Below are 23,843 nucleotides of genomic sequence, written 5' to 3'. Positions count from 1 at the left end.
TCGAAAAATAAAATATGAAGATAAAAACAGAAGCTAAAGACTTAAAGAATGGTGTAATTGAAGGACTTTTGGAGAACAAAGGTGTTGATATTACTCAAATAGATTTATCAAACATAGAATACGCTGTATGCAAATACTTCGTTCTTTGCACAGGAACATCAAACACACATGTTGATTCACTCGCTCGATCTGTAGAGAAGTATGTCCAAGAAAATTTAGGACAAAAGGTATGGCGAAAAGAAGGTTTAGACAATTCTCAATGGGTTATTTTAGACTATGTTGATGTTGTTGTTCATATTTTCCAAAAAGAATACAGAGAATTTTATGGACTGGAGGCACTTTGGGCAGATGCTCCTCAGGTAACGATTGATGAAGTTAAATAAAAAGAACTTCCAAGCTACAAGTATAGAAATTAATTATGGCAGAAAATAAAAAACCAGAACAGAATAAACCATTTAAAAATCTCTTCCCTCAAGGAGGCAATGATGGCAAGAAAACACCAAGATTCAACTTTTACTGGATCTATGGATTATTGATGCTACTTATCATAGCATCATTTTTAATGGGTGGAGATTCACAAACAGAGGAAGTGAGTTGGCAAAAACTTTCCGAGATTATTCAAAAAGGTGATGCTGAGAAAATTACAGTCATTAAGAATCGAGGAATTGCAAAGATTTATCTAACAAAAGAAAGTAGAGAAGATTATCCAAATGCAACCAAAGGATCAAGATTTAGCACTCAAAGTCAACCTGAATTTATCAAGAAGTTTGGGACTCTCAAACATTTTGAGGAAAAATTTGATGAGTTAAAAGAATCACTCCCTGAAGACAAAATAATAGAACCCTCCTACGAGGAAGAAAGTGATTGGTTCAGCGGTTTCTTAATCGGTGTTTTGCCGATAGCTATTATCATTATATTTTGGATATACATGATGCGCAGAATGAGTGGCGGTGCCGGTGGTGGTGCAGGTGGCGGTGGTGGCATTTTCAGTGTCGGAAAGTCTAAGGCTAAGTTATTTGATAAAGAATCCAAAATCAATGTTTCGTTCAAAGATGTGGCAGGATTGGCAGAAGCGAAACAAGAAATTGAAGAAATTGTGGCTTTCCTAAAACACCCTGATCGCTACACCAAATTAGGTGGTAAAATCCCTAAAGGAGCACTATTAGTAGGACCTCCAGGAACCGGAAAGACATTACTTGCCAAAGCAGTTGCCGGCGAGGCTGATGTGCCTTTCTTTTCAATGTCTGGTTCGGATTTCGTAGAAATGTTTGTAGGTGTAGGTGCATCACGTGTTCGTGACCTTTTCCGTCAGGCAAAAGCGAAGGCACCTTGTATCATTTTTATTGATGAAATTGATGCGATAGGACGTGCTAGAGGTAAAAATCCTAACATGGGATCAAACGATGAACGTGAAAATACCTTGAATCAGTTGCTCACAGAAATGGACGGATTTGACACAAATTCTGGAGTGATCATTCTCGCTGCAACAAACCGCGCTGATATGCTTGATAGTGCATTGATGAGAGCAGGACGATTTGACAGACAAATCCACATAGACTTGCCTAACCTTAAAGAGCGTGAAGAAATATTTAAGGTGCATTTACGCCCATTAAAATTAGGAGCGGATGTAGATGTCAAATTTCTTGCAAAACAAACACCTGGTTTTTCTGGTGCTGATATTGCAAATGTGTGTAATGAAGCAGCATTGATTGCAGCCAGAGGAAAAAAGAACGAGGTAACAAAACAAGACTTTTTAGATGCTGTAGATAGAATTATTGGAGGTCTGGAACGAAAAAGCCATGTTATCACTGAATCAGAAAAACGACGCATCGCTTACCATGAGGCTGGTCATGCAACGATAAGTTGGTTGTTAGAACACGCTCATCCTCTTGTAAAAGTAACAATAGTACCTCGAGGTAAGGCTCTAGGTGCTGCTTGGTACTTGCCAGAAGAAAGACAAATCACAACAAAAGAGCAACTTCTCGATGAAATGTGTGCTGTACTAGGTGGACGTGCTGCTGAAGAGAATGTTTTTGGTAATATATCAACAGGCGCACAAAATGATTTGGAGAAAGTTACAAAACAGGCTTATGCAATGATTTCGATTTATGGCATGAGTCCAGTAGTTGGAAACTTCAGTTACTATGATTCTACAGGGCAGTCAGACTACAGCTTCTCAAAACCCTATAGCGAAGAGACTGCACAAAAGATAGATGCAGAAGCTAAAAAGATGATTGAGAAAAGTTATGAAAGAGCTAAAAAAATTCTAGCAGATAACGCCGAAGGTCATGAAAAATTGGCTAAATTATTGCTTGAAAAAGAAGTAGTTTTCAGTGAGGATTTAGAGCAAATCTTTGGTAAAAGAGAATTCAACAAAGAAACACTTAAAGATAAAAAGGATACTAATTTAATAGCAAACGCCATGGATAAAGATTGGATTACAGTTTACGAAGCAAACAAAAGATATCAAGTTGAATTAATGAAAAATCATTTAGACACTGCAGGTATTGAGTCTATCATTATTGACCAAACTGATTCTTCATTTGCCGGTACAGTAGGTGAGCTTTTCGAAGCACAGCTAAAAGTACTTAAAGAGGACGAACAAAATGCACGCGATATTTTAAAGAAGTATAATGAATAAAGCATTGCTAAAAAGAATAGTCTTCGGGCTACTATTTAGCATTACTATTATACTAAGCGTATTGTTTTATAAGGAAACATTCTTTGCCGTTTTCTTCCTTATATTACTTCTTGCAATGCGAGAGTTTTATTTGATTGCTAAATTAGCTGGAGCTATGCCACTTTCCTGGCTAGGAATCATCACTGGTGCTACCGTTTTTTCTAGTGGATATATGCATAGCTCTTTTAAAGATGCTTATTGGATGTATTTTATTATTTTAGAACTCTCTTTAGTTTTAATATGCGAAATTTTCAGAGAAACTAAAACAACTGTCCTTAATATAGGCTCTTTATTTTCGGGTATTCTTTATATAGCATTACCTCTTACAATTATTCAATATTTATTTTACATAGAATACAACCCTTATCTTATTTTAAGTATTTTCTTCATTATTTGGGCAAATGATTCTGGAGCCTATATAATCGGTTCACTCTTTGGAAAACATAAATTAGCACCTAAAATTTCTCCAAATAAAACTTGGGAAGGCGCTATTGGTGGTGCTCTGTCAAGTCTAACATTAGGATATTTTTTACCAGAGAAGCTTTTAAATTTCCCAATTTATGAAAGGTTAATTCTTGTTATTGTTATTATAGTATTTAGCACTTTAGGAGATTTATTCCAGTCAAAGCTAAAACGAAGTGTTAATATTAAAGATTCTGGCAAAATCTTACCAGGTCATGGCGGAATTTTAGATAGAATTGATTCTATGCTATTTGCTTTTCCTGCAGTTTTTGTATATTTAGGAATTATTGGTTACGAAACTTTTTAAGTTATGAGACTTCATAAGGAAGGTATAATCATTATTAGCGTTGCGCTTTTTCTGATGCTTGTTATCAATTTAGGCGTTTACTGCTATTTACCCCCAATTTGGGCATGGATAATTTCAATCATTAGTATTGCTCTGTTTTTCTTAGTAGTTTATTTCTTCAGAGAGCCCAAGCGAATATTTAATACCATTAATGACGCTATACTCTGCCCTTGTGATGGAAAGGTCGTCGTAATTGAAGAAGTATTTGAGACAGAATATCTGAAAGAAAAATGTATTCAGATATCCATTTTCATGTCTCCTCTAAACGTACATATCAATTGGCACCCAATATCAGGAAAAGTTCTTTACTCAAAGCATCATTCCGGGAAATTCTACAAAGCTTGGCTCCCTAAATCATCTACTGATAATGAACGCGCAACAGTAGTTACTGAAAGAGCAGATGGAGTAAAAATACTCACTCGCCAAATTGCAGGTGCAATGGCTAGGCGTATCGTGACCTATGCAAAAACAAATGATGAGGTTATCCAAGGTGAGCAACTTGGTTTTATTAAATTCGGTTCACGCGTTGACGTGTTTGTTCCTTTAGATGCAGAAATTCAAGTTAACCTTGGACAGAAAGTAAGTGGATTACATACAGTATTAGCTCATGTAAAATAGTACGAAATGACTAAATATATTCCAAATACAGTCACCCTGCTTGCTTCTCTTTTTGGGATGCTAGCTGTTTCTTTTGCATTTCAAGATCAGCTCCATTTAGCTGGATATTGCATACTGCTTGCTGCATTTTGTGATTGGGTAGATGGATTATTGGCACGTGCATTAAACGCTAAATCTGCTTTGGGTGCCGATTTGGATTCATTAGGAGACATTGTAAGTTTTGGAGTTGCACCCGCAAGTATTGCATTTAAGCTTTTAGAAATAATGCTTCCTGAACATCTAATGATTTTATCATATATAGCATTTATTATCGTCCCTTTTTCAGCGCTACGTTTAGCAATATTCAACAATTCAACAAACCAAACCACGTCATTTATAGGTTTGCCTGTTCCTGCACATGCTATGTTATGGGTTGGCTTAGTCTTTTTGAAAAATATAGATTTTGAATGGATACATCACTTTTATAATCCATACCTACTATTAACTTATGTAATAGTTTTCTCTCTACTATTAGTGAGTAAATTGCCTTTATTTGGATTAAAATTTTCCAAAGACGACAAGAGTTATAGAAATAAAACGCTTTGGCTTTTTCTAATCATCTCTATCTTGTTAATAGTTTTTTTCCTTTGGGGTGGATTATTCTTTATTATATTGCTTTACGTAGGAAGTGGTCTGTTTTCTTATTTTGACAGACAAATCAAACACTAATCTATTTTTATTGATACACCGCTTGATACCACTCTAACTTTTCATACCAGCTGTCTAATTCCGGGTGAAATCCTAAAGGATAAATAGAAAAACCGCTGCATTTTTTTATTTCGAATGAATATCCAGATTCTGCAAAATATGAAAATGGAGTATGAGCCTCATATAAGATTGCGTCATTCAGTGCATCTTGAAAAGCCATATAATCAGCGGTAGATGCATCATCAATCGTCAAAACTCTTACATAATCATCTAAATCGTATAAAATGCTTAGTTCCTCTCCAAAATATAGGTGCTCTGTAGCCTGTACTTCGTCAAGATTTACCTGTGAAAGTTGTGGTTTATATTTATCCATTATTGTCTGCATAGAACTAGCTATCTTCTCGATTTTACTCATATCTGCTAGAACCACTGATGCTGTTCTATAATCACCTTCTTGACTATTATAGTGATTATAAAAATCTCGTGCAATACCCTGTAAATCGGCATTAGGAATGGTGAAAAACTTATTTACAATAAGTTCATAAGGAAATCCTTTAGCCATCACTTCCATTGGAGAAGCGATTAAATAATCAGCAACATCACGCAATTCATAAGCCACCTCTATACTCGCCATATAGCAAGCATCAAAAAGTATGAAATCAAAATGAAAACTACTTAAAGCATCTGCTAAAACGTTTATATCCATTTCCTGTCCATAATCATCTCCAAAAGAGCGAGTTGAAATCATGTTATCTGCATTCTTAGGCATCCAAGCCGTGGCATGACTCCATAAAACAAGCCCATATTTAGTAGCTGCAAATTCTGTTTTAATGTCATTAATCACTCCCTTCATTACAGCAGGATCAGTAGAATCATGTTCATCATACGTCATCACTACTTCCTTAGTAACTGTACCATCTACTACTTTCAATTCTAACACCTTAGGTTTACCACCTTTATCATCAATGTAAAGCACAAGGTGACCATCATTAAGACCACTCTCTGTAAGCCCTTCTTGGAGTTCTGACAAGTTTACATCAATAAATCGTGAAAGACTGTTATCACCAATCATATAAAAGATAACGGTTCTGTTTTCAATTTCTGGAACATCCGGATGGTCGCTATCATCACATGAAGTAAATAGAAACAGGGCGAATATAAAATATAAGAATAGCTTTTTCATAAATTGTTATTAACAATATTGACTACAAATATACAAAAAATAAGACTACCAATTCTTTTATAAAATAAACCAGCATTATCCCAAAATAAATAAAGAAGGTTTTTTATGTATTTTCGGGAGATTGCTCTTCCACTCTCCCACAGTTTTTGTTTGGATAAATTCATCCGTAGCAGTAAGGTTACAGGCGATGCACAACTTCGATTTTGGATGACAATGTTCTACGATTGCATCTAATAATTGCATATTCCTAAACGGAGTTTCTATAAAAATCTGTGTTTGTTGTAGTTTTCTGACTTGTGCTTCTAAGCGCTTCAATATTTTAGCCCTCTCTCCTTTTTGTACAGGCAAATAGCCGTGAAACGTAAATTGTTGTCCATTAAAACCTGAACCCATCAATGCTAAAAGAATAGAGGAAGGTCCAACTAAAGGTACTACTTGCATTCCTTTTTGATGCGCCAAGGCTACCATTTCACTTCCAGGGTCAGCTACACCAGGACAACCCGCTTCAGAAAGCACACCGATATCATATCTGTCGTAATGTTTTTCAAAAAAATGGCTTACTTCGTTCCTATCTGAATTTTTACCAATCTCACAGAAAATTAATTCATCAATATTGATTGAACGGTCTACTTTTTTTAAGAAACGCCGTGCTGTTCTCAAATTTTCCACCATATAAACAGTAATATTTGGAATAATATCCTCGAGTACATATCTTGGTAGCACTTCATCAAGTTTATTATCGCTGAGATTGCAAGGAATCAAATACAATTTCATCATTTCTTTTTCAATTTACGAATACGTTCGGCAATTTGTTGTTCTTGAGGATTGTTTTGTGGCGTATAGAGCTTCTCATCTTTTACTTCATCTGGTAGATATTGCTGTTGAACGTGATTACCTTCGTAAGCATGTGCATACTTATAGTCTTTGCCGTAGTCCAATTCTTTCATCAATTTAGTTGGAGCATTTCTCAAGTGCAAAGGCACAGAAAGATTACCCGTTTTTCTGACTAGTGCTTGAGCTTTATTAATAGCCTCATAAGCTGCGTTGCTTTTTAAAGATGTCGCTAAATATATAGTTGCCTCAGATAAAATAATTCTAGACTCAGGCATTCCCACTTTGTTAACAGCTTCGAAACAAGCATTTGCCAATAATAGTGCATTAGGATTAGACAAACCGATATCTTCAGCAGCGGAAATGACTAGACGTCTAGCAATAAACTTTGGATCTTCACCACCTTCCAGCATTCTAGCCAACCAGTAAACTGCGGCATCAACATCACTACCTCGTATAGATTTTATAAAAGCAGAGGCTATATCATAGTGCATCTCCCCACCTTTATCAAATAAAGTCGTCTGAGTTTGTAATTCTTTCTCTACTTTTGCATTCGTTACTATTATTCTTTCCTCATCAGTATTCGCCAATAGTTCCAAAATATTGTATAGTTTACGACCATCACCTGCCGAGAATCGTAAAATAGCATCGTATTCTTGTATTTCAAAATGTTTTTCCTTAAGAACACAATCTTGCGTAAGTGCCTTATGGATCAGCTCTTTCCCATCTTCTTCACTCATAGGCTTTAACACATATACCTGACAGCGTGAAAGCAATGCCGAGATAACTTCAAATGAAGGATTTTCAGTTGTAGCTCCTATCAATGTCACCACTCCCTGTTCTACGGCTCCTAACAGTGAATCTTGTTGTGCTTTACTGAATCGATGAATTTCATCAATAAATAGAATTGGACGTGGAGAAGAGAAAAAAGTTTGGCTTTTGGCTCTTTGAATCACTTCTCTGACTTCTTTTACGCCAGAATTAATTGCACTGAGAGCATGAAAAGGTCTATCTAAAGACGACGAAATGATTTTTGCCAACGTGGTCTTTCCAACACCGGGTGGTCCCCACAAGATGAAAGAACTCAGTTTGCCACTTTCTATCATTTTACGCAAAACACCCTCTTTCCCCACCAAATGCTTTTGTCCCACGTAATCATCAAGATTAGTAGGTCTCATTCTTTCTGCTAAGGGTATGTGATGAGTTGTAGCCATGGTTCTAATTACAATAACGCTTTATAATGTGATATGCACTTTGCAAGCCCAATTCTCCAGCTTTACTTAAATCAACTGATGCAGATTCGGTATTACCCATATAAATCTTAACAATTCCTCTATTAAAGTAAGCTTCTGCAAAATAGGGATCTAATTCAATAGCTTTACCATAATCTGCAAGAGCATTTTCAATCTGCTTAGACTTGGCATATAAATTTGCTCTATTATAATAAGCATATGTAAATTGATCATCTTCCTTCAGAAGTGTATCATAATCGGCTATTGCTTGTGAATAGTCGATTATTGTTTCCTTTTTAATTAATTTGTTTTCAAATCTCGTTTTACTTTCTTCAAATGAAGCTATATATTCCACCATTTTAGTGTAAGCATAAGCTCTGTTCAAATATCCTAACAATCCGACTTCATTCTCTTTTAGTGCTTGTGTAAATAAATCGATGCTTTGCTGATATTCTTTCTGTTTGAGTGCATTTATTCCTTGGAGAAATGTCGTTGCACCCTGTTGTTTTTGATTTGATTTATTTGATTCGTGATTAGACAACGCAATATTATGTTCAAAATTACTTTGTGCATTGTAAGCAGCAATATGTTTTTCATAATTCAACAACCTATCTTTTTGCTCTGTTGCATTTAGAATCACTCGATAATCTGACAACAAGCTTACGAATACATTTTTATTCTGAATGCGCCCATCAGTAACCTCGCCATCGGTAAATTCTTTGGAATTAATATCAATCAATGCTTGGAAGTTAGCAGTAGTATCACGATAATTTTTTAATTCCTCAACTGTTTTAATATCACTATTATCATCAACTATCTTCAAACCTTTTTTTAGATCCTCTTCTGCTGCTATGAAGTTTCTCAATCTGCGTTTAGCATCACTTCTAGCAATATAAGCTTTTGCAAAATCTGGATAAATCCGTATCGCTTCATCAAAGTCGCTAATAGCTTGTTGGTATTGTTTCATTTCTAAGTTCACAACGCCACGATTATACCAAAATAAAATGTTGGTGGGTTGTAAATCTAAGGTCTTTTCTAAATCTTCCAATGCCGCATTTGCATCACCGACTTCAGCATTTAGCATAGCTCTATTAAATAAAGCGGCTGCATTGTAAGGTTCTATGGCTATGGCTTTGTTATAATCGTCTAGAGTTCCCTGCAAATCATTCAATTCATATCTTGCTATACCACGTATCATATAGGTGCGTGCATTATTTGGCTCTAGATCTATTGATTTATTATAATCGAGAATAGCCGAACGATAGTTTTTTTGTTTATACTTTAAGTAACCTCTTGTGTTATAGCCATCAACATAAAACATATTCAACTCCAGCACCTTATTGACATCAGCCATAGCTCCATCGGTATTGCCCATTTTTTGCTTTGCAATAGCCCGGTTCAGATAAACTCCGATAAGTGTATTGTCAAACTTCAAGGAAATAGTATAATCTTTTATGGCTCCCTCATAATCTTTCTGAGCTGCTTTAGTGATACCACGGTTAGCATAATTAATAGCATTATCGGGAGCTAAGTGTGAAGCTGTTTCGTAATCTTGCATAGCTCCTTCATAATCTTTTAGATGATGCTTTGCGATTCCTCTGTAGATATAGGCATAAGCATAGTTTGGATTGAGTTCAATAGCTTTATCACAATCAGCCTTTGCTCCTGTATAATCTTCTAAATTTAATTTTGCGACTGCACGAAAAAAATAAGGCTCAGGCAGATGAGGTTTTACAATAATAATATTGTTAAAATGTTTGATCGCCTCGGTATAATCATCATAATACAGTGCATTCCTGCCAACTAATAAAATATTTTTTGTATTCAGCTGAGCCTGCAATTGCTGAGCACATCCTAAAGATAACAAGAATGTAAAGAATATTAATTTGAGGAAATGCTGTAGTTTCATAAGAGGGTTTCTAGAAAGCAAAAATACGGTTTATCATTCATAATAAAAACCAAGTAGTGCTATAAACTGTTAAAACGTGACTACTTTGCTACAAATACACTATTTGACTGCTACTAATGAAACCTTCAAGCCATCATAAGCCAAATAAACATTTTCAGGTAATTCTTTTTGAACATCCTTATGATAACCCATGGCATGACCAATATGGGTGAGATAGGCCTGCTTAGGCTTTAAATAGTCAATAATTTCCAATGCGTCTGAAAGGCTAAGATGAGAAGGATGCTCTTTTTTACCTAAAGCATTAATTACCAAAACATCTAAGTCCTTCAACTTGTTTAAATTTTCATTATCTATCGTTTTGCAGTCTGTAAGGTAAGCGACTTTGTCAATTCTGAAGCCTAAGATTGGTAACCCTTGAAAGTGAGTCATACGAATAGGAATAACCTGAATTTCATCATTTAAAGCAAATGGCGTTTTATCAACTGCAACTTCACGTAGCTTTGCTCCTCCTGGATATTTTGGTTTCCCGCCCATAATATGTGGAAATGCAGCGTGTAGGTAAGTCAGTACTCTCTGTTCAGCATAAATCGGCAAGGAATCTTCTCGTTTCCAAGTTATAGGTCGCAATTCATCTAAGCCCGCTGTATGATCACGATGTTCATGGGTGAAAAGTACGTAATCAATATTAGTAATACCTTCAGACAATAGCTGTCCGCGAAAATCTGCACTGGTATCAAATAGGATATTTTTATCTTTGTATTGTAATAGTGCTGAAGTTCGTAAGCGATGGTCATGTGGGTCTTTCGATGAACAGACCTCACAGTTACAACCTATGATAGGCACACCTTGAGAAGTGCCTGTTCCCAAAAATATAAGTTGATCTTGCATAGAATTTATTCTGCCTCTCTTAATTCGTTAATAACCATAATAGGCAATTTTGCCAGACCTAACATTTGATTCAGCATGCTCTCACTAAAAAGTCGTTGCAGAAAACCGCTTTTCCGTTCTATTAAACCAATACCATCAAGATTATTCTCTTTAATGAAATCCATCATACCTTTAGCAGCATTTTTATTTTCAATTTCAACAAAATCATATCCTACATCCTGCAAATGCTCTACGTAATGAGATTCAAAAGCTGACTTTTTGCTCTCACCTGTTTCGTTAACATATACAAAATGAAGTTTTGCGTCTAATATTTTAGCCATGTTGAGTAAGCTTTTAAAGTCCTCAACATTTTGGAAAGGTTTTAAGTCAGTTCCAAATGCAATTGCCGTTGGTAGTTTTACGTTATCTGCGTCTGGCAAGAAAAGCATTGGCACATTTGAACTCTGTGCAAGTTGGCTGGGTTTGTTTGATGATAGTAAACTTTGTAACATATTACTGCCTTTTAAAGCCACTACCATGAAATCTACCCTATTATCCTCTTCATAGCTATTTACCACATTGGGTAACAGTCCACGTCCAACATAGGTAGCTATAGATGCATTAGGCACCTCTTTTAGCATTTCTTCCTTTTCATGCTCTAAATCCTGATAGGCATTTTTTTCTAACACTTCTGTCATGTCGCGTAGCATAGCTGTGCCATAGCCAGAAATATCATAAGCATGTAACAACGTAAAATGTGAGGAACTATCATGTTGAACCATTTGTTTCATAAAAGAAATCAATGCACGTCTTATTTCTCTTGAAAAATTTACGGGTAAAATTATGTTTGCCATAGTATTTTTATTTGCTGCTAATTTACACTTTTTCTACAAGTCTATAAATCCAAATTGGGGGTTTTTCAATTATTTCGAAATGCTTGGATTACCAACGGTAATTTCTTATTATCCAACCTATCCTTTTTGAATGAACTGTACATCTCCACTCTTAAAAATCCAGCTTCAACTAAAAGGTTTTTCAGTTCAAAAGGACGAATAGCATATAATAACGAACTATTTTTCACTATCTTATTTTCATCTTTTACAATTAATTCGGTATTGAAATCTATAAGACGATTGTCTTCCTTAAATTCATAAACTCTTTTAAAACAAATTTGTTCATTGTCTATTTTGGGTAATGCATTTACATTATTATCCAATATATAATCATAATTAAGTATTTGTAATAACAAAACACCATCTTTAGATAAGAGTTGATGTGTTTGTTTTAGAAAGGATTGAATCTTCTTCTCGGATAAAAGATGTACTAAAGTATTTCCAAAGCACGTAATGACGTCGAACTTCTTCTCTGAATAATCTCTCTCTATCTCCAGCATATTACCAATAGCAAAACCAACTTTAGAATTCAATTTGCTTTTAGCTATCTCTATCATATCTTCACTCAAATCAAAAGCTTTGATATCTTGACAATGCTCTGAAAGAGCAATACTAAAAGCTCCTGTAGCACAACCTACATCCAGCACATTAGAATTTGAGGTTATATGTTCTTTTGCAAAACGAAGTTTCATTTCCTTTAAAGGGAAAATATACTCATAATACTGAGCAATTGTTGCATAAAATTTATTAGAATCGTTTAAACTCATAAGCTAGTTAAACTTTTTAATATATTCGCCCATATCTAACACTTTAGCATCAGGAGAATGCCTATGAATAATACTACTTCCTATAGAACTTCTATATCCTGAACCACAATGCACCACAATTGGTTTATCTGTTGGGATATTTTCAGCTTCTTCCATCAACTTGTCTAAAGGAAAGTTTAGTGCGTTTTCAAAAACCTTGCTTTCTTCATATTCATCTTTATTGCGAACATCTACTATAGTGTATAGTTCCATATTGTTTTTAAAATGTTCATAACAAAACTGGTGCATTTTACAAAATCCACCACTGCCTAAAGTCGAGATACTCTTAAGATTTTTGTCATAACCTATACTGCTAATTCTATCAAACGTTCTTTTAACATCATCTGCAGAATTTATGATAACTTCAAACTGTTCGTTTGGTTTTACAATAGAACCAAGCCAAGTTTCCATAGCATCATTCTCATCTGTACACATAATGTTTATGCTATTCTCTAGGTGGTTATCTTTGTAGCTTTCTTCGCCACGCATATCTATGGTAATAATTTCTTTACCCCCTGATGTTCTTCCCATTATGAATTCTACATTAGCAAAATTAATCGCTGTTTTTCCAACACCTTGTCGATTTTGCTCCACATTAAAGCTGAAATAATTTGGAATAAAAGGCTGTCCGCTAGTTAATTCTTTTACAAATTCTTCTTCATTATTAATCTGAAAAGCCCAACTGGTTCTTCTTTCCTTACCTAATGTGCTAATTAATTCTTCACTTAAACCTTTCCCACAGAGCGAGCCTGCGCCGTGCGTAGGATAAATGATGACATCATCCCTTAAATCAGAAAATTTTGTCTGAATTGTTTCAAACATCATCCTCGCTAATTTTTCTCGTTCATCATCGGTTTCACCACCAGCTTCTCTCAAGTCAGGTCTTCCTATATCACTTATGAATAGAGTGTCACCGGTGAAGAGAGCATATTTTTTATTTTCACTTTCTGCAAGAATACAAATGCTATCTCTAGAATGACCGGGTGTGTAAATGCAACGAAACTCAATGTCATTCATCTTAAAAGTGTCATTATGATTGAAAGCTTTATGTGGGTATTTTGCCTCTGCATGCTTATTTACATATACAGTTGCTCCAGTCTCATTATGAATTTGTAAATGGCTACTAATAAAATCCGCATGCAAATGAGTTTCAAATACAGCAACGATTTTTGCATCATTCTCCTCAGCATAATTATAATAAGGCAGAGGATTTCTCGATGGATCAACTATTGCCATCTTATCTCCACTAATTATGGCGTAAGAATAATGTGCTAAAGGCGTAAACTCAAACTGTTTTATTTTCATGACTCAATTAAATTAAAAACTGGTTATCTATATAAAAGTAAGTAGTTTTTAGAGAATTTAAAAATCTGTTTCCCAAAATAGTGATCAGATAATCATTTCAGCTTCACTTATTTTAATCAAATACTACTCAATTTGATAATTAAACTACAGACAAAACGGAACAACAAGCATAATAAAATACTAAGAGTATGTGGCTACTAAACTTTCTGCGCCTATTTATATCAAGATATGACTGCAAATTCTATGCAATCAACTAAATTTAATTACTTTTACTGCATGAAATTACATCTAGCTAGTCTGCAAAACGCATTAATCCTTATTGTTATATCTCTTTGGGGGTATTTATCTTCTGAAACGCCATCATTAACAGCGCTCATTCCTACCTTTATAGGTTTGGCATTGTTATTACTTAATAGTGGAATTAAAGCTCACAAGAAAATTGCAATAAATGTATCACTTATTCTAACAGTGATTGTTCTCATAGGACTCATAAAACCCCTTCTAGGAGCCATAGACAGAAATAGTAGCATAGCTATCATCCGGGTAGTTGTAATGTTTCTAAGTACATTATGTGCACTCCTGTTTTTTATAAAGTATTTGTCACGAAAGAAGAAAATCTCTTAAATCTTTATTCCCCACTTCCGCCTTCTTGCATCAAGTAAGCTTTAAGAAAGTCGTCAATGTGTCCATCCATAACGGCATCTACGTTACCTGTTTCATGTCCTGTACGTACATCTTTCACCAATTTATAGGGATGCATCACATAGTTACGGATTTGCGAACCCCATTCTATTTTCTTCTTCTCTGATTCTATTTTGTTTCGCTCCGCCTGTTTCTTTTGCATCTCTATTTCGTATAACTGAGAACGCAACAACTGCATTGCCTTTTCCTTGTTGTCTAACTGTGAACGAGTTTCTGAATTCTCAATCACGATACCTGTTGGAATGTGACGTAGACGAACTGCCGTCTCAACTTTATTCACATTCTGACCGCCCGCACCACTTGAGCGCATTGTCTCGAAAGTATATTCCGAAGGTTTTATTTCTATTTCAATAGTATCATCAACTAATGGGTAAACGTAAACGGAAGCAAACGAAGTATGTCGCTTTGCATTACTATCAAATGGTGAGATACGTACCAAGCGATGAACACCGTTCTCGCCTTTTAAGTAGCCAAAAGCAAAATCACCTTCTATCTCTATGGTTACGGTTTTAATGCCTGCGACATCCCCTGCTTGATAATTGAGCTCTTTGAGTTTATAGCCGTTTTTCTCTGCCCACATCACATACATTCTCATGAGCATTTCTGCCCAGTCGCAACTCTCTGTACCGCCTGCACCTGCTGTTATCTGTAAAACCGCATTCAAAGCATCTTCTTCTTCAGAGAGCATATTTTTCAATTCTAATTTTTCAATCAATTGAATTGCTTTCTGATATTGCTTGTCGACATCTTCCTCTGTACCCTCTCCTTCTTTAAAAAAATCATATAATATGGATAAATCAGCTACCGAAGCCGTTACTTTCTCATACTCATCAACCCAATTTTTGAGAGTTCGTACTTTTTTGAGTTGCATCTCTGCCTCTTTAGGATTATCCCAAAAGTCAGGTGCTTGCGTACGCAATTCTTCTTCGTGTAATTTTATTCGTTTATCTTCGATGTCAAAGATACCTCCCCAACGCTTCGGAGCGTCTTATACTGTCCTTTAATTGCTCGTGTGTAATCATAGCTACTATATTTTTCTTTTTGCAAAGATACTTCTTTCTGAAATAATAGTCTTTTCTTGTTCTCGATAATATGTATATTTGTTCTAAGATAACAACACAGAGATGAAGAATAAAACAGCACTTATCACAGGAGCAAGTAGTGGATTGGGCAAAGAATTTGCTAAAATTCATGCATCTAAAGGTGGAAATCTTATTGTAGTAGCTAGACGTAAAGATAAATTACTACAACTTAAAAAAGAATTGGAAGCACAATACAAGGTTAAAGTATTGGTAATTACCAAAGATCTCACTCTAGAGAATTCCGTTAAAAAGCTATATAATGAAATAAAATCACAAAATATACAAGTTGATTACCTCATCAATAATACCGGATTTGGTGGCATTGGGGAATTTCATAAGCAAGATATCAATAGAAATCTCGATATGATTAAACTAAATATCTTAGCACTAACAGAACTCACGGCTTTATTTCTTCCAGACTTTGTAAACCGAAACCATGGAAAAATTCTAAATGTATCTTCAACTGCAAGCTGGATGCCGGGTCCTCTTCAGTCAATTTACTATGCGACTAAGGCATTTGTCACTTCATTCAGCTATGCTATCAATGAAGAAGTTCGCCACACCAAAACAAATGTGACCGTAACAACACTCCTGCCAGGACCTACTGATACTGAATTTGGTAAAATTTCAGATATGGATAAAACAGTATTATTTGACAATACGGCTACACCCGAAAAAGTTGCAAAAGATGGCTATGATGCAATGCTCAAAGGCAAACTTAAATGTGTAACTGGAGTAAACGGGACACTTAAAATGCTAATGAAACTTATTCCTTTTTCCCCAAAGAGATTCGTATTAAAGCAGGTTTATAAAATGCAACAATTCAAAAAATAAGATAAATTACTTATGCTAAAATTAACACCTTATTTAGTCCCAACTCTTTTACTCACTGCACTTATACTTGGTTCTCTATATGTCTCTAAGCGTTTTGTTTGGTCGCTCGGCAGTGGCAAAACGATATTCTTTTTTATTGGTTTTTTTGCTTTTACCATTCTTTCTTTTGTTGGCTTGTTTCTATGTTTGAACAAAACAGATACTTTAAGCCATGTAGTATACATAATCTCAGCATTCTCAATGGGTTTGGCTTTATACTTCTTATGCTCAACGCTTTTAGCCGATTTTATCCATTTGCTCATTAAATTTCCTCCGAAATATTTTAACTACCTTACGATAAGCCTTTCATTTATTTTATTTTTTGGTGGCTATTTATACAGCAAGAAAATACATATCACAGAACAAACAATTCAAATAATTGGTTTGCCTAAGCCTATAAAAGCAGTACATCTTACAGATATTCATATAGGACATTTTCGTTCCAATCCTGAATACTTAAATGAGATTATTGAGAAAACGAATGCCCAAAATCCCGACATTATATTTTTTACTGGCGATTATTTAGATGCAGTTATCGCTTTGGATGATAAATTCTTTTCACCACTTACAAGGCTTAATGCCCCTTTATTTTTTGTTGAAGGAAATCATGATGTGAGTACAAATGCTCCGGCAATATTGCGAAAAGCAAAGCGATTCGGTGCGAAAGTCCTAATGAATCAAATGACAGACTGGAACGGCATACAAATCATTGGTTTAAATCATATGGTTGCAGATGAAAATAGTTTCAGTCCACACACTTCAGCTGAAAAGTCAACAATTAAAAAAGTTTTGAATCAATTAGCTCCTAATAAAGAAAAACCAACCATTTTACTCCACCACAGTCCAGATGGTATTGAGTACGCTAACAAACACGGCATAGACTTGTACCTAACTGGTCATACACATGGGGGACAACTATTTCCCATCACCATTTTAGCGAATTATATGTTTGCTTACAACAAAGGACTAGATCATTTTAAAAACACTAAGATATATGTATCTCAAGGAATTGGAACTTTTGGTCCTCCTATAAGAATTGGAACAAAATCTGAGATTGTAATTTTGCACTTAACGCCATCTAACTAGGCTATTTTAATCTAATTCATATCTATGTATAGGCATAAAAATTGCTTTAATATCATTTAGTGCTTTTTAATAAAATTTGCTTCTTTTTATGTCGAAATTGTCACCATATATCACTCTCATCTCCGTTTTTATCCTACTCGTCTTGGGTTCTTTGTATGTTTCACAGAGATTTATGTGGTCAATTGGTGGTAGTGGTTGGATTTTCTATTTTTTAGGCTTTTTCTTTTTAGCAATTTTCGCTTATCTAGCAGTGTTTGCATTTATTAGTAAAACAGATAAACTAAGCCATTTTATCTATCTCTGTGGGGTCTTTACCATGGGATTTGTACTATATTTCTTAATCTCATCTATTTTTTTGATTTTCTATATCTATTAATCAAGTTCCCTCCAAAATATTTTAATTTTTTTACCATAGGTTCTACGGCTATTCTGTGTACTTATGGGTACTAACCACAGCAAAAAAAATCAAATTACTGAACATACGGTTGAAATAAGAGGTTTAAAAAAGAAGTTCAAAGCAGTACATCTTTCTGATATACATATAGGTCGTTTTCGATCTAATGCAGAGTATCTACAGGAGATAATTGATAAAACAAATGCACTAAATCCTGATATAATATTCTTCACAGGAGATTACTTAGATGCTACCATAACTTTAAAAGACAAACATTTTGCCCCACTTTCGAAACTTAAAGCCCCTTTGTATTTTGTAGAAGGTAATCATGATGTTGTAGTGAACGCCCCCGTCGTATTGAAAAAAGCGAAGAAGTACGGTGCTAAGGTGCTTGCAAACGAAATGATAGAATGGAATGGGATACAGGTTATTGGTCTTAATCATATGGTTAAAGATGAAAATACCCATAGCAGACATACAACATCTACAAAATCAACGATAAAGCAAGTCTTAGATGAATTAGCTCCAATAAAAACCAAACCATCTATATTATTACACCACAGTCCTGATGGTATTAAATATGCGAACAAACACGCGGTTGATTTATATCTTGCAGGTCATACTCATGGTGGGCAAATGTGGCCTGTAACAAAGATTTCAGATTACTTCTTCCCATACAATATAGGATTGAGCCACTATAAAAGCACATCAATTTTTGTTTCTCAAGGTATTGGCACTGCAGGACCTCCGATGCGACTTGGAACTAATGCAGAAATAGTAGTAATCCACCTAGTTCCCTTGCTTTAACAGCGCCAATATATTTAACCAAAATGTATTATTATACTTTTATTAAAGACGTGTAGATTTAGTATATTTGTGATTCAAGTCAAAAAGTTCAGATATGCAAAAACCTATCATCTATCAATTACTTCCAAGATTATTTTCTAATTACACCAGATCGCCTAAAATAAATGGTACACGCAAACAAAATGGTTGCGGAAAACTCAATGATATAACGACGCAAGCTCTGCAAGGAATAAAAGAACTTGGTGCAACGCATATCTGGTATACTGGTCTAATAGAACACGCCTGTGTAGAAGGTTATCCTAAATATGGAATAGAAGATGGTAATCCTCGTGTTATTAAAGGGAAAGCTGGTTCCCCGTATGCCATCAAAGATTATTATGATATTGATCCTGATTTAGCTGAAAAGCCTAATCGACGCATGCAAGAATTTAATGAGCTTATTTTACGTACTCACCGTGAGAACCTTAAAGTTATTATAGACTTTGTTCCTAATCATGTAGCTAGAATTTACAAATCGGATATGAAACCTAAAGGTGTTTCCGATTTTGGGACAGATGACGATACCACGATACATTTCTCTACACAAAATGACTTTTACTATCTCGATGAACCTTTGCAAGTGCCCGAAGAGTGTGGAACTACGATGGATAATCCTCGTCCTCCGTATCATGAAGAACCAGCTAAGGTCACAGGCAACGACAAATTCTCTGCTCATATTGATAAAAACGATTGGTACGAAACGGTAAAACTAAACTACGGTATCAACTACTCAGATGGAAACTCTGAACACTTCGACCCCATACCTTCCGTATGGGAAAAGATGAAAGACATCATAATCTACTGGGCGAAAAAAGGTGTCGATGGCTTCCGTTGCGATATGGTAGAGATGACACCAGTAGCTTTCTGGGAATGGCTTATCCCTCAAGTAAAAGAACAATTTCCAGAACTTCATTTTATTGCTGAAGTTTATAATCCTGACAAATACAAAGATTACATTGAGCGAGGACGTTTTGATTATCTTTATGACAAAGACGGATTGTATGACACTTTGAGAAACATCATGCAACATGGACATAGTGCATCATCACTCACACAAGTATGGCGAAAGTTAGACTCACAACTTCCTAAAATGCTGCGTTTTTTAGAAAATCATGACGAGCAACGTCTTGCCTCAAAACATTTCTTAGGAAATGCTCTTTCAGCACTTCCAGGAATGCTTGCTACTGCCACAATGCATACTGGGCCTGTAATGATTTACTCGGGTCAAGAAATCGGAGAACCCGCTGATGGTGCCTCCGGATACAGCGGAGATGATGGTCGCACCACTATTTTTGATTATTGGACGATGCCAGAATTTCAAAAATGGACAAATAAAGGTAAATTCAATGAAGTTAAGTTATCCGACTGGCAAAAAGCATTAAGGAAGCAATACGCTAAAATCATGGAAATAAGCCAACATGAGGCTGTTGCTGAAGGTGCTTTTTATGACCTAATGTATGCCAATAACGATAGCGAAGGTTTAGACCAAAATTATATTTATGCGTACATCAGACACATCAATACAGAGCGACTCCTTTTTGTGCTGAATTTTAACAAAACAGACAATCTTCAGTTTAAACTTAAAATTCCTGAACATACTTTCGAAGTAATGGAAATTTCAAATAGTGCTAAGATATTTGGAATGGAAATTTGTGGAGAAAAGAAAGAGTATTTTAAAATACCAAAGACACAACTAATGAATGAGGGAGTACACATCAACCTTACCCCATCATCATTTAAAATCTTTAGACTTGAATTCGGTATGTAGCTACCTCCAATATAATTCAATATCTAATTATTTATAGCTTTAAACAATGGTAAAGTATTTTGAAATTTCAGAAGTTAGGCAAGAAATTTGTGCAAATTGTCTTGTAATTTTAACATTCAACCTAAATATTTATAGATTTATATGTTTAAAACAAAACTTTTCACACCAGATAGTAAACCAAATAATGAACAAAGAGAAGAATTCATCTCTTTTCTATATGAGCAATTGGAAGAATATGGAGACCCTAAGGAACAAATTCAACAATGCGTGAAATATGCACTTAAAGAAACTGAGTCATTCGGAGGATTCGTTTTAGTAGGTTATGAAGATGAGCAAATTTGTGGAACAGTAGTCATAAACAAAACAGGAATGAAAGGTTATATTCCTGAGAATATTCTTGTTTATATCGCAACACATAAAAATATTCGCGGAAAAGGGATTGGCAAAAAGCTAATTACTGAAGTTATTGAAAAAACGGAAGGTGATATTGCTTTGCATGTAGAGAAAAACAATCCAGCAATATTCCTGTATGAAAAGGTTGGTTTTACCAATCCGTACCTTGAAATGCGTCTAAAAAAATAAGATATGGCTTTTATAACTTTAGACGGAAAAAAACTTCAAAAAAACTTTAAGTATTTAGATAAGTTATTTGCAAAGAAAAACATAAAATGGTCGGTAGTTTCAAAAATTCTCAGTGGAAACAAAACTTTTCTTTTAGAACTTTTGAAATTAGATATCAAGCAAATATGTGATTCACGAGTTACAAATTTGAAGTCGATAAAATCAATCAATCCTGATATTGAAACAATATATATAAAACCACCGGCAAAGCGTGCTGTCCCCAATGTTGTTCGCTATGCAGACATAAGTCTAAATACTGGAATTGATACAATAAAGCTTCTTTCTGAAGAAGCACAAAAACAAGACAAAACGCACAAAATCATCATTATGATAGATTTGGGAGAGTTACGAGAGGGCGTGATGCGTGATGACTTCATTCATTTTTTTCAATCAGTATTCGAGTTGCCTAATATTGAAGTTATTGGAATAGGCACAAATCTTTCCTGTCTATACGGAGTTCTGCCAAATCAAGATAAACTCATTCAACTAAGCCTGTATTCGCAACTCATAGAGGCTAAATTCAACAAAAAAATCCCCTTTGTTTCTGGAGGCTCATCTGTAACAATACCACTAATCTTTCAAAAGATCTTACCTAAAGGAATTAATCACTTCCGAGTGGGTGAAACTTTGTTTTTAGGCACAGATGTTTATCACGAAACACTTATCAAATCTATGGAAAGTGATATTTTCACATTGCATTCACAAATTATTGAATTGATTGAAAAGCCCGTAGTTCCTACTGGCGAATTTGGCACCAACTTAGAAGGAGACTCTTTTGAATTTGATGAATCAAAACTTGGTGAGAAATCATACAGAGCAATTATTGATGTGGGTTTGTTAGATGTAGAGCAAAAACATATCTTCCCTACTGATGAAAATATTGAATTTGTGGGGGCAAGTTCAGATATGTTAGTGATAGACTTGAAAAACAATCCTAAAAATTATAAAGTTGGCGATTTGCTTGAATTCAAACTTAACTATATGGGTATTTTGAGAATTATCAATTCCAAATATATCGATAAGAAAGTGATAAACCCTATCTCCTAACATACGAAATCATACAAAACTCGGCATACTTTTTATTATCTTTGTTGATAATGAAATTTGAAGAGATAAAAACACAGATTGAAGAATACCAAGCGCATGATTTGCGTTTGTTTTCTTCATCTTCATTCCAAACACACAGTTTAGTTTTATTACATATCATCAGTAGAATTGATAAAGAAATTCCAATTTATTTTATCAATACTGGATTTCTTTTTCCTGAGACAATACAATTTCGTGATGAAATAGGTGAGTTGTTCGATTTGAACATTATCAATATAAATCCTGAAACACCAAAATCTTCACAAAAAAACAGTGTAGAGAAGTTTCTATTTACAGAAAATCCTACACGCTGTTGCCATGTTAATAAAGTTGTACCTTTAGACAGTGTATTGACGAAGTATGATGTCTGGATAAATGGTGTACGTGCCGACCAAAGTGCTGTAAGGAAACAAATGAAACCAGAACAAAAAGCACCACACAACACTTTGCGTTTTCATCCGATGTTAGATTGGAGTAAACAAGATATTTTTAAATATTTAAAAGAGCATAATATCCCTCATCATCCTTTAGATAAAGAAGGTTATTCGAGCATCGGTTGTGAACCTTGTACGCGAAAAATGATATTGGGAGACGAACGAGCTTCTCGCTGGTTTGGAATGAATAAAACAGAATGTGGATTAAATACAGATCTAGTAAAATAAAGAAATGAAAGTACTCATAACAGGAGGTGCTGGCTACGCAGGCAACGCCTTGGTACAACAACTCATCAGTAATAAAGACGTTGAAGAAATAAGAATTTTCGATAACCTTAGCAAAGGGAAGCATGTATTATTACAACAAGTTGTCAAAAGCTCTAAAATTCAGTTTATTGAAGGGGACATTTTAGACAATTATAAGTTAAGCAAATCACTGCAAGATATAGATACTGCAGTTCATTTAGCAACTGTTAAACAGCCAGAACGCTTTCATCATTATATGGAGCAGGTCAATCACTGGGGTACAGCTAACCTGATAAACTTAATGGAAGAGCATTCTGTAAAACGGTTTATTTTCCTAAGCTCTACAGAGGTTTATGGACAAAGTAACAAAGAAATCAATTTATCCAATGAAATAATGCCCGAAACACCTTATGCTCATAGCATGTTCCGTGCTGAAAAGTATGTAAAAACGCTCGAAAATAAATGCGAAGTTGCTATCGTAAGGATACCTGACATATATGGTTACAATCCTGCCATGGATTTTAGTTATGGATTAAACAAGCGCATCTTCGATGCAAAATACAATGCTCTCTTGCAGTTAGATGCAGATGGTCTACATAAGCAAAGTGCAGTTCATGTAAATGATTTAGCCCAACTCATCTGCTATCTTAGCTTAACAACTCCAGAACAATCTATATATCTTGCGAATAGTGAACATTGGGACGGAATGGGTATCTACGAATCATTGAAAAGTTTTTATCCAAATTTAGAAGCCACTTTTACAAGTCATCACTTACGACTTCAAGACAATATCATCGAATCAGACGAAACAACACAGAAAATTATAAAAACTAAGACTTCATTGACTACTGGCATTGAAGAATTATTGTCAAATCTAAATTATTAA

At 35.0% G+C, this 23,843-nt stretch carries 23 protein-coding genes; 14 read left to right on the top strand and 9 right to left on the bottom strand.

The window, feature by feature from the left end; all coding sequences use genetic code 11:
• Positions 1-14: 14 nt before the first annotated feature.
• From rsfS to pssA, 5 genes are read left to right on the top strand one after another with little or no spacing between them, the layout of a single operon-like run.
• A complete protein-coding gene (gene rsfS / locus C7377_RS07510) occupies positions 15-383 on the top strand; it encodes a ribosome silencing factor (RefSeq protein WP_116496740.1) in 369 nt (122 codons plus the stop codon).
• Between the two features lie 35 nt (positions 384-418).
• Positions 419-2,641 (top strand): ATP-dependent zinc metalloprotease FtsH, encoded by a 2,223-nt coding sequence (ftsH, locus tag C7377_RS07505; protein WP_116496739.1) that lies wholly within the window; start codon positions 419-421, stop codon positions 2,639-2,641.
• Positions 2,634-3,449, top strand: a complete 816-nt coding sequence (locus C7377_RS07500; protein ID WP_116496738.1) for a phosphatidate cytidylyltransferase — start codon at positions 2,634-2,636, stop codon at positions 3,447-3,449. Before ftsH ends, C7377_RS07500 begins: the two co-directional genes overlap by 8 nt.
• Before the next feature lie 3 nt (positions 3,450-3,452).
• The gene (locus tag C7377_RS07495) at positions 3,453-4,106 is read left to right on the top strand and encodes a phosphatidylserine decarboxylase family protein (protein ID WP_116496737.1); all 654 of its coding nucleotides are present in this window, start codon (positions 3,453-3,455) and stop codon (positions 4,104-4,106) included.
• Between the two features lie 6 nt (positions 4,107-4,112).
• On the top strand, positions 4,113-4,814 hold the full coding sequence (gene pssA / locus C7377_RS07490) for a CDP-diacylglycerol--serine O-phosphatidyltransferase (RefSeq protein WP_116496736.1): 702 nt from the start codon (positions 4,113-4,115) through the stop codon (positions 4,812-4,814).
• Positions 4,815-4,821: 7 nt separating this feature from the next.
• On the opposite strand, the gene C7377_RS07485 is transcribed toward pssA, so the two are convergent.
• From C7377_RS07485 to C7377_RS07450, 8 genes are all read right to left on the bottom strand, one after another.
• Positions 4,822-5,976 (bottom strand): clostripain-related cysteine peptidase, encoded by a 1,155-nt coding sequence (locus C7377_RS07485; RefSeq protein WP_116496735.1) that lies wholly within the window; start codon positions 5,974-5,976, stop codon positions 4,822-4,824.
• Between the two features lie 75 nt (positions 5,977-6,051).
• Positions 6,052-6,753 carry an SAM-dependent methyltransferase gene (locus C7377_RS07480; RefSeq protein WP_116496734.1) on the bottom strand — a complete coding sequence of 234 codons (702 nt, stop codon included), beginning with the start codon at positions 6,751-6,753 and terminating at the stop codon, positions 6,052-6,054.
• On the bottom strand, positions 6,750-8,021 hold the full coding sequence (locus C7377_RS07475; RefSeq protein ID WP_116496733.1) for a replication-associated recombination protein A: 1,272 nt from the start codon (positions 8,019-8,021) through the stop codon (positions 6,750-6,752). Before C7377_RS07475 ends, C7377_RS07480 begins: the two co-directional genes overlap by 4 nt.
• Positions 8,022-8,025: 4 nt before the next feature.
• Positions 8,026-9,948, bottom strand: coding sequence for a tetratricopeptide repeat protein (locus C7377_RS07470; protein WP_116496732.1), 1,923 nt, complete (start codon positions 9,946-9,948; stop codon positions 8,026-8,028).
• Between the two features lie 99 nt (positions 9,949-10,047).
• Positions 10,048-10,836 (bottom strand): MBL fold metallo-hydrolase, encoded by a 789-nt coding sequence (locus tag C7377_RS07465; RefSeq protein WP_116496731.1) that lies wholly within the window; start codon positions 10,834-10,836, stop codon positions 10,048-10,050.
• Between the two features lie 5 nt (positions 10,837-10,841).
• A complete protein-coding gene (locus C7377_RS07460) occupies positions 10,842-11,669 on the bottom strand; it encodes a universal stress protein (protein WP_116496730.1) in 828 nt (275 codons plus the stop codon).
• 65 nt (positions 11,670-11,734) lie between these two features.
• Positions 11,735-12,475 carry a class I SAM-dependent methyltransferase gene (locus C7377_RS07455; protein WP_116496729.1) on the bottom strand — a complete coding sequence of 247 codons (741 nt, stop codon included), beginning with the start codon at positions 12,473-12,475 and terminating at the stop codon, positions 11,735-11,737.
• 3 nt (positions 12,476-12,478) lie between these two features.
• Entirely contained in the window at positions 12,479-13,819 is a 1,341-nt protein-coding gene (locus tag C7377_RS07450; protein ID WP_116496728.1) for an MBL fold metallo-hydrolase, read from the bottom strand.
• A gap of 276 nt (positions 13,820-14,095) precedes the next feature.
• On the opposite strand from C7377_RS07450, the gene C7377_RS07445 reads away from it, so the two are divergent.
• A complete protein-coding gene (locus C7377_RS07445; protein ID WP_116496727.1) occupies positions 14,096-14,443 on the top strand; it encodes a hypothetical protein in 348 nt (115 codons plus the stop codon).
• A gap of 4 nt (positions 14,444-14,447) precedes the next feature.
• Here the strand turns inward: C7377_RS07445 and prfB are convergent.
• A protein-coding gene (gene prfB / locus C7377_RS07440) for a peptide chain release factor 2 (protein WP_116496726.1) occupies positions 14,448-15,543 on the bottom strand; the annotation gives its coding sequence in 2 pieces (ribosomal slippage) (positions 14,448-15,479 and positions 15,481-15,543; 1,095 coding nt in all).
• 102 nt (positions 15,544-15,645) lie between these two features.
• Here prfB and C7377_RS07435 point away from each other — a divergent pair.
• The 8 genes from C7377_RS07435 (at position 15,646) to C7377_RS07395 (ending at position 23,843) form a co-directional block, all read left to right on the top strand.
• Entirely contained in the window at positions 15,646-16,437 is a 792-nt protein-coding gene (locus tag C7377_RS07435; protein WP_116496725.1) for an SDR family NAD(P)-dependent oxidoreductase, read from the top strand.
• Between the two features lie 12 nt (positions 16,438-16,449).
• The gene (locus C7377_RS07430) at positions 16,450-17,562 is read left to right on the top strand and encodes a metallophosphoesterase (protein WP_116496724.1); all 1,113 of its coding nucleotides are present in this window, start codon (positions 16,450-16,452) and stop codon (positions 17,560-17,562) included.
• Positions 17,563-18,001: 439 nt separating this feature from the next.
• On the top strand, positions 18,002-18,763 hold the full coding sequence (locus C7377_RS07420; RefSeq protein ID WP_116496722.1) for a metallophosphoesterase: 762 nt from the start codon (positions 18,002-18,004) through the stop codon (positions 18,761-18,763).
• Between the two features lie 94 nt (positions 18,764-18,857).
• Positions 18,858-20,570 (top strand): alpha-amylase family protein, encoded by a 1,713-nt coding sequence (locus tag C7377_RS07415; RefSeq protein ID WP_116496721.1) that lies wholly within the window; start codon positions 18,858-18,860, stop codon positions 20,568-20,570.
• Between the two features lie 141 nt (positions 20,571-20,711).
• Positions 20,712-21,152 carry a GNAT family N-acetyltransferase gene (locus tag C7377_RS07410; protein ID WP_116496720.1) on the top strand — a complete coding sequence of 147 codons (441 nt, stop codon included), beginning with the start codon at positions 20,712-20,714 and terminating at the stop codon, positions 21,150-21,152.
• Positions 21,153-21,155: 3 nt separating this feature from the next.
• Positions 21,156-22,238: an alanine racemase gene (locus C7377_RS07405; RefSeq protein WP_116496719.1), complete on the top strand. Its 1,083-nt coding sequence runs from the start codon at positions 21,156-21,158 to the stop codon at positions 22,236-22,238.
• Between the two features lie 50 nt (positions 22,239-22,288).
• A complete protein-coding gene (locus C7377_RS07400; RefSeq protein ID WP_116496718.1) occupies positions 22,289-22,939 on the top strand; it encodes a phosphoadenylyl-sulfate reductase in 651 nt (216 codons plus the stop codon).
• A 4-nt stretch (positions 22,940-22,943) separates the two neighbouring features.
• Positions 22,944-23,843: an NAD-dependent epimerase/dehydratase family protein gene (locus tag C7377_RS07395; protein ID WP_116496717.1), complete on the top strand. Its 900-nt coding sequence runs from the start codon at positions 22,944-22,946 to the stop codon at positions 23,841-23,843.

Source organism: Balneicella halophila (assembly GCF_003096835.1).
Taxonomy (GTDB): Bacteria; Bacteroidota; Bacteroidia; order Bacteroidales; family Balneicellaceae; genus Balneicella; species Balneicella halophila.
The sequence above is the reverse complement of the archived record's forward strand: the minus strand, read 5'-3'. Positions and strand labels throughout refer to the sequence as shown.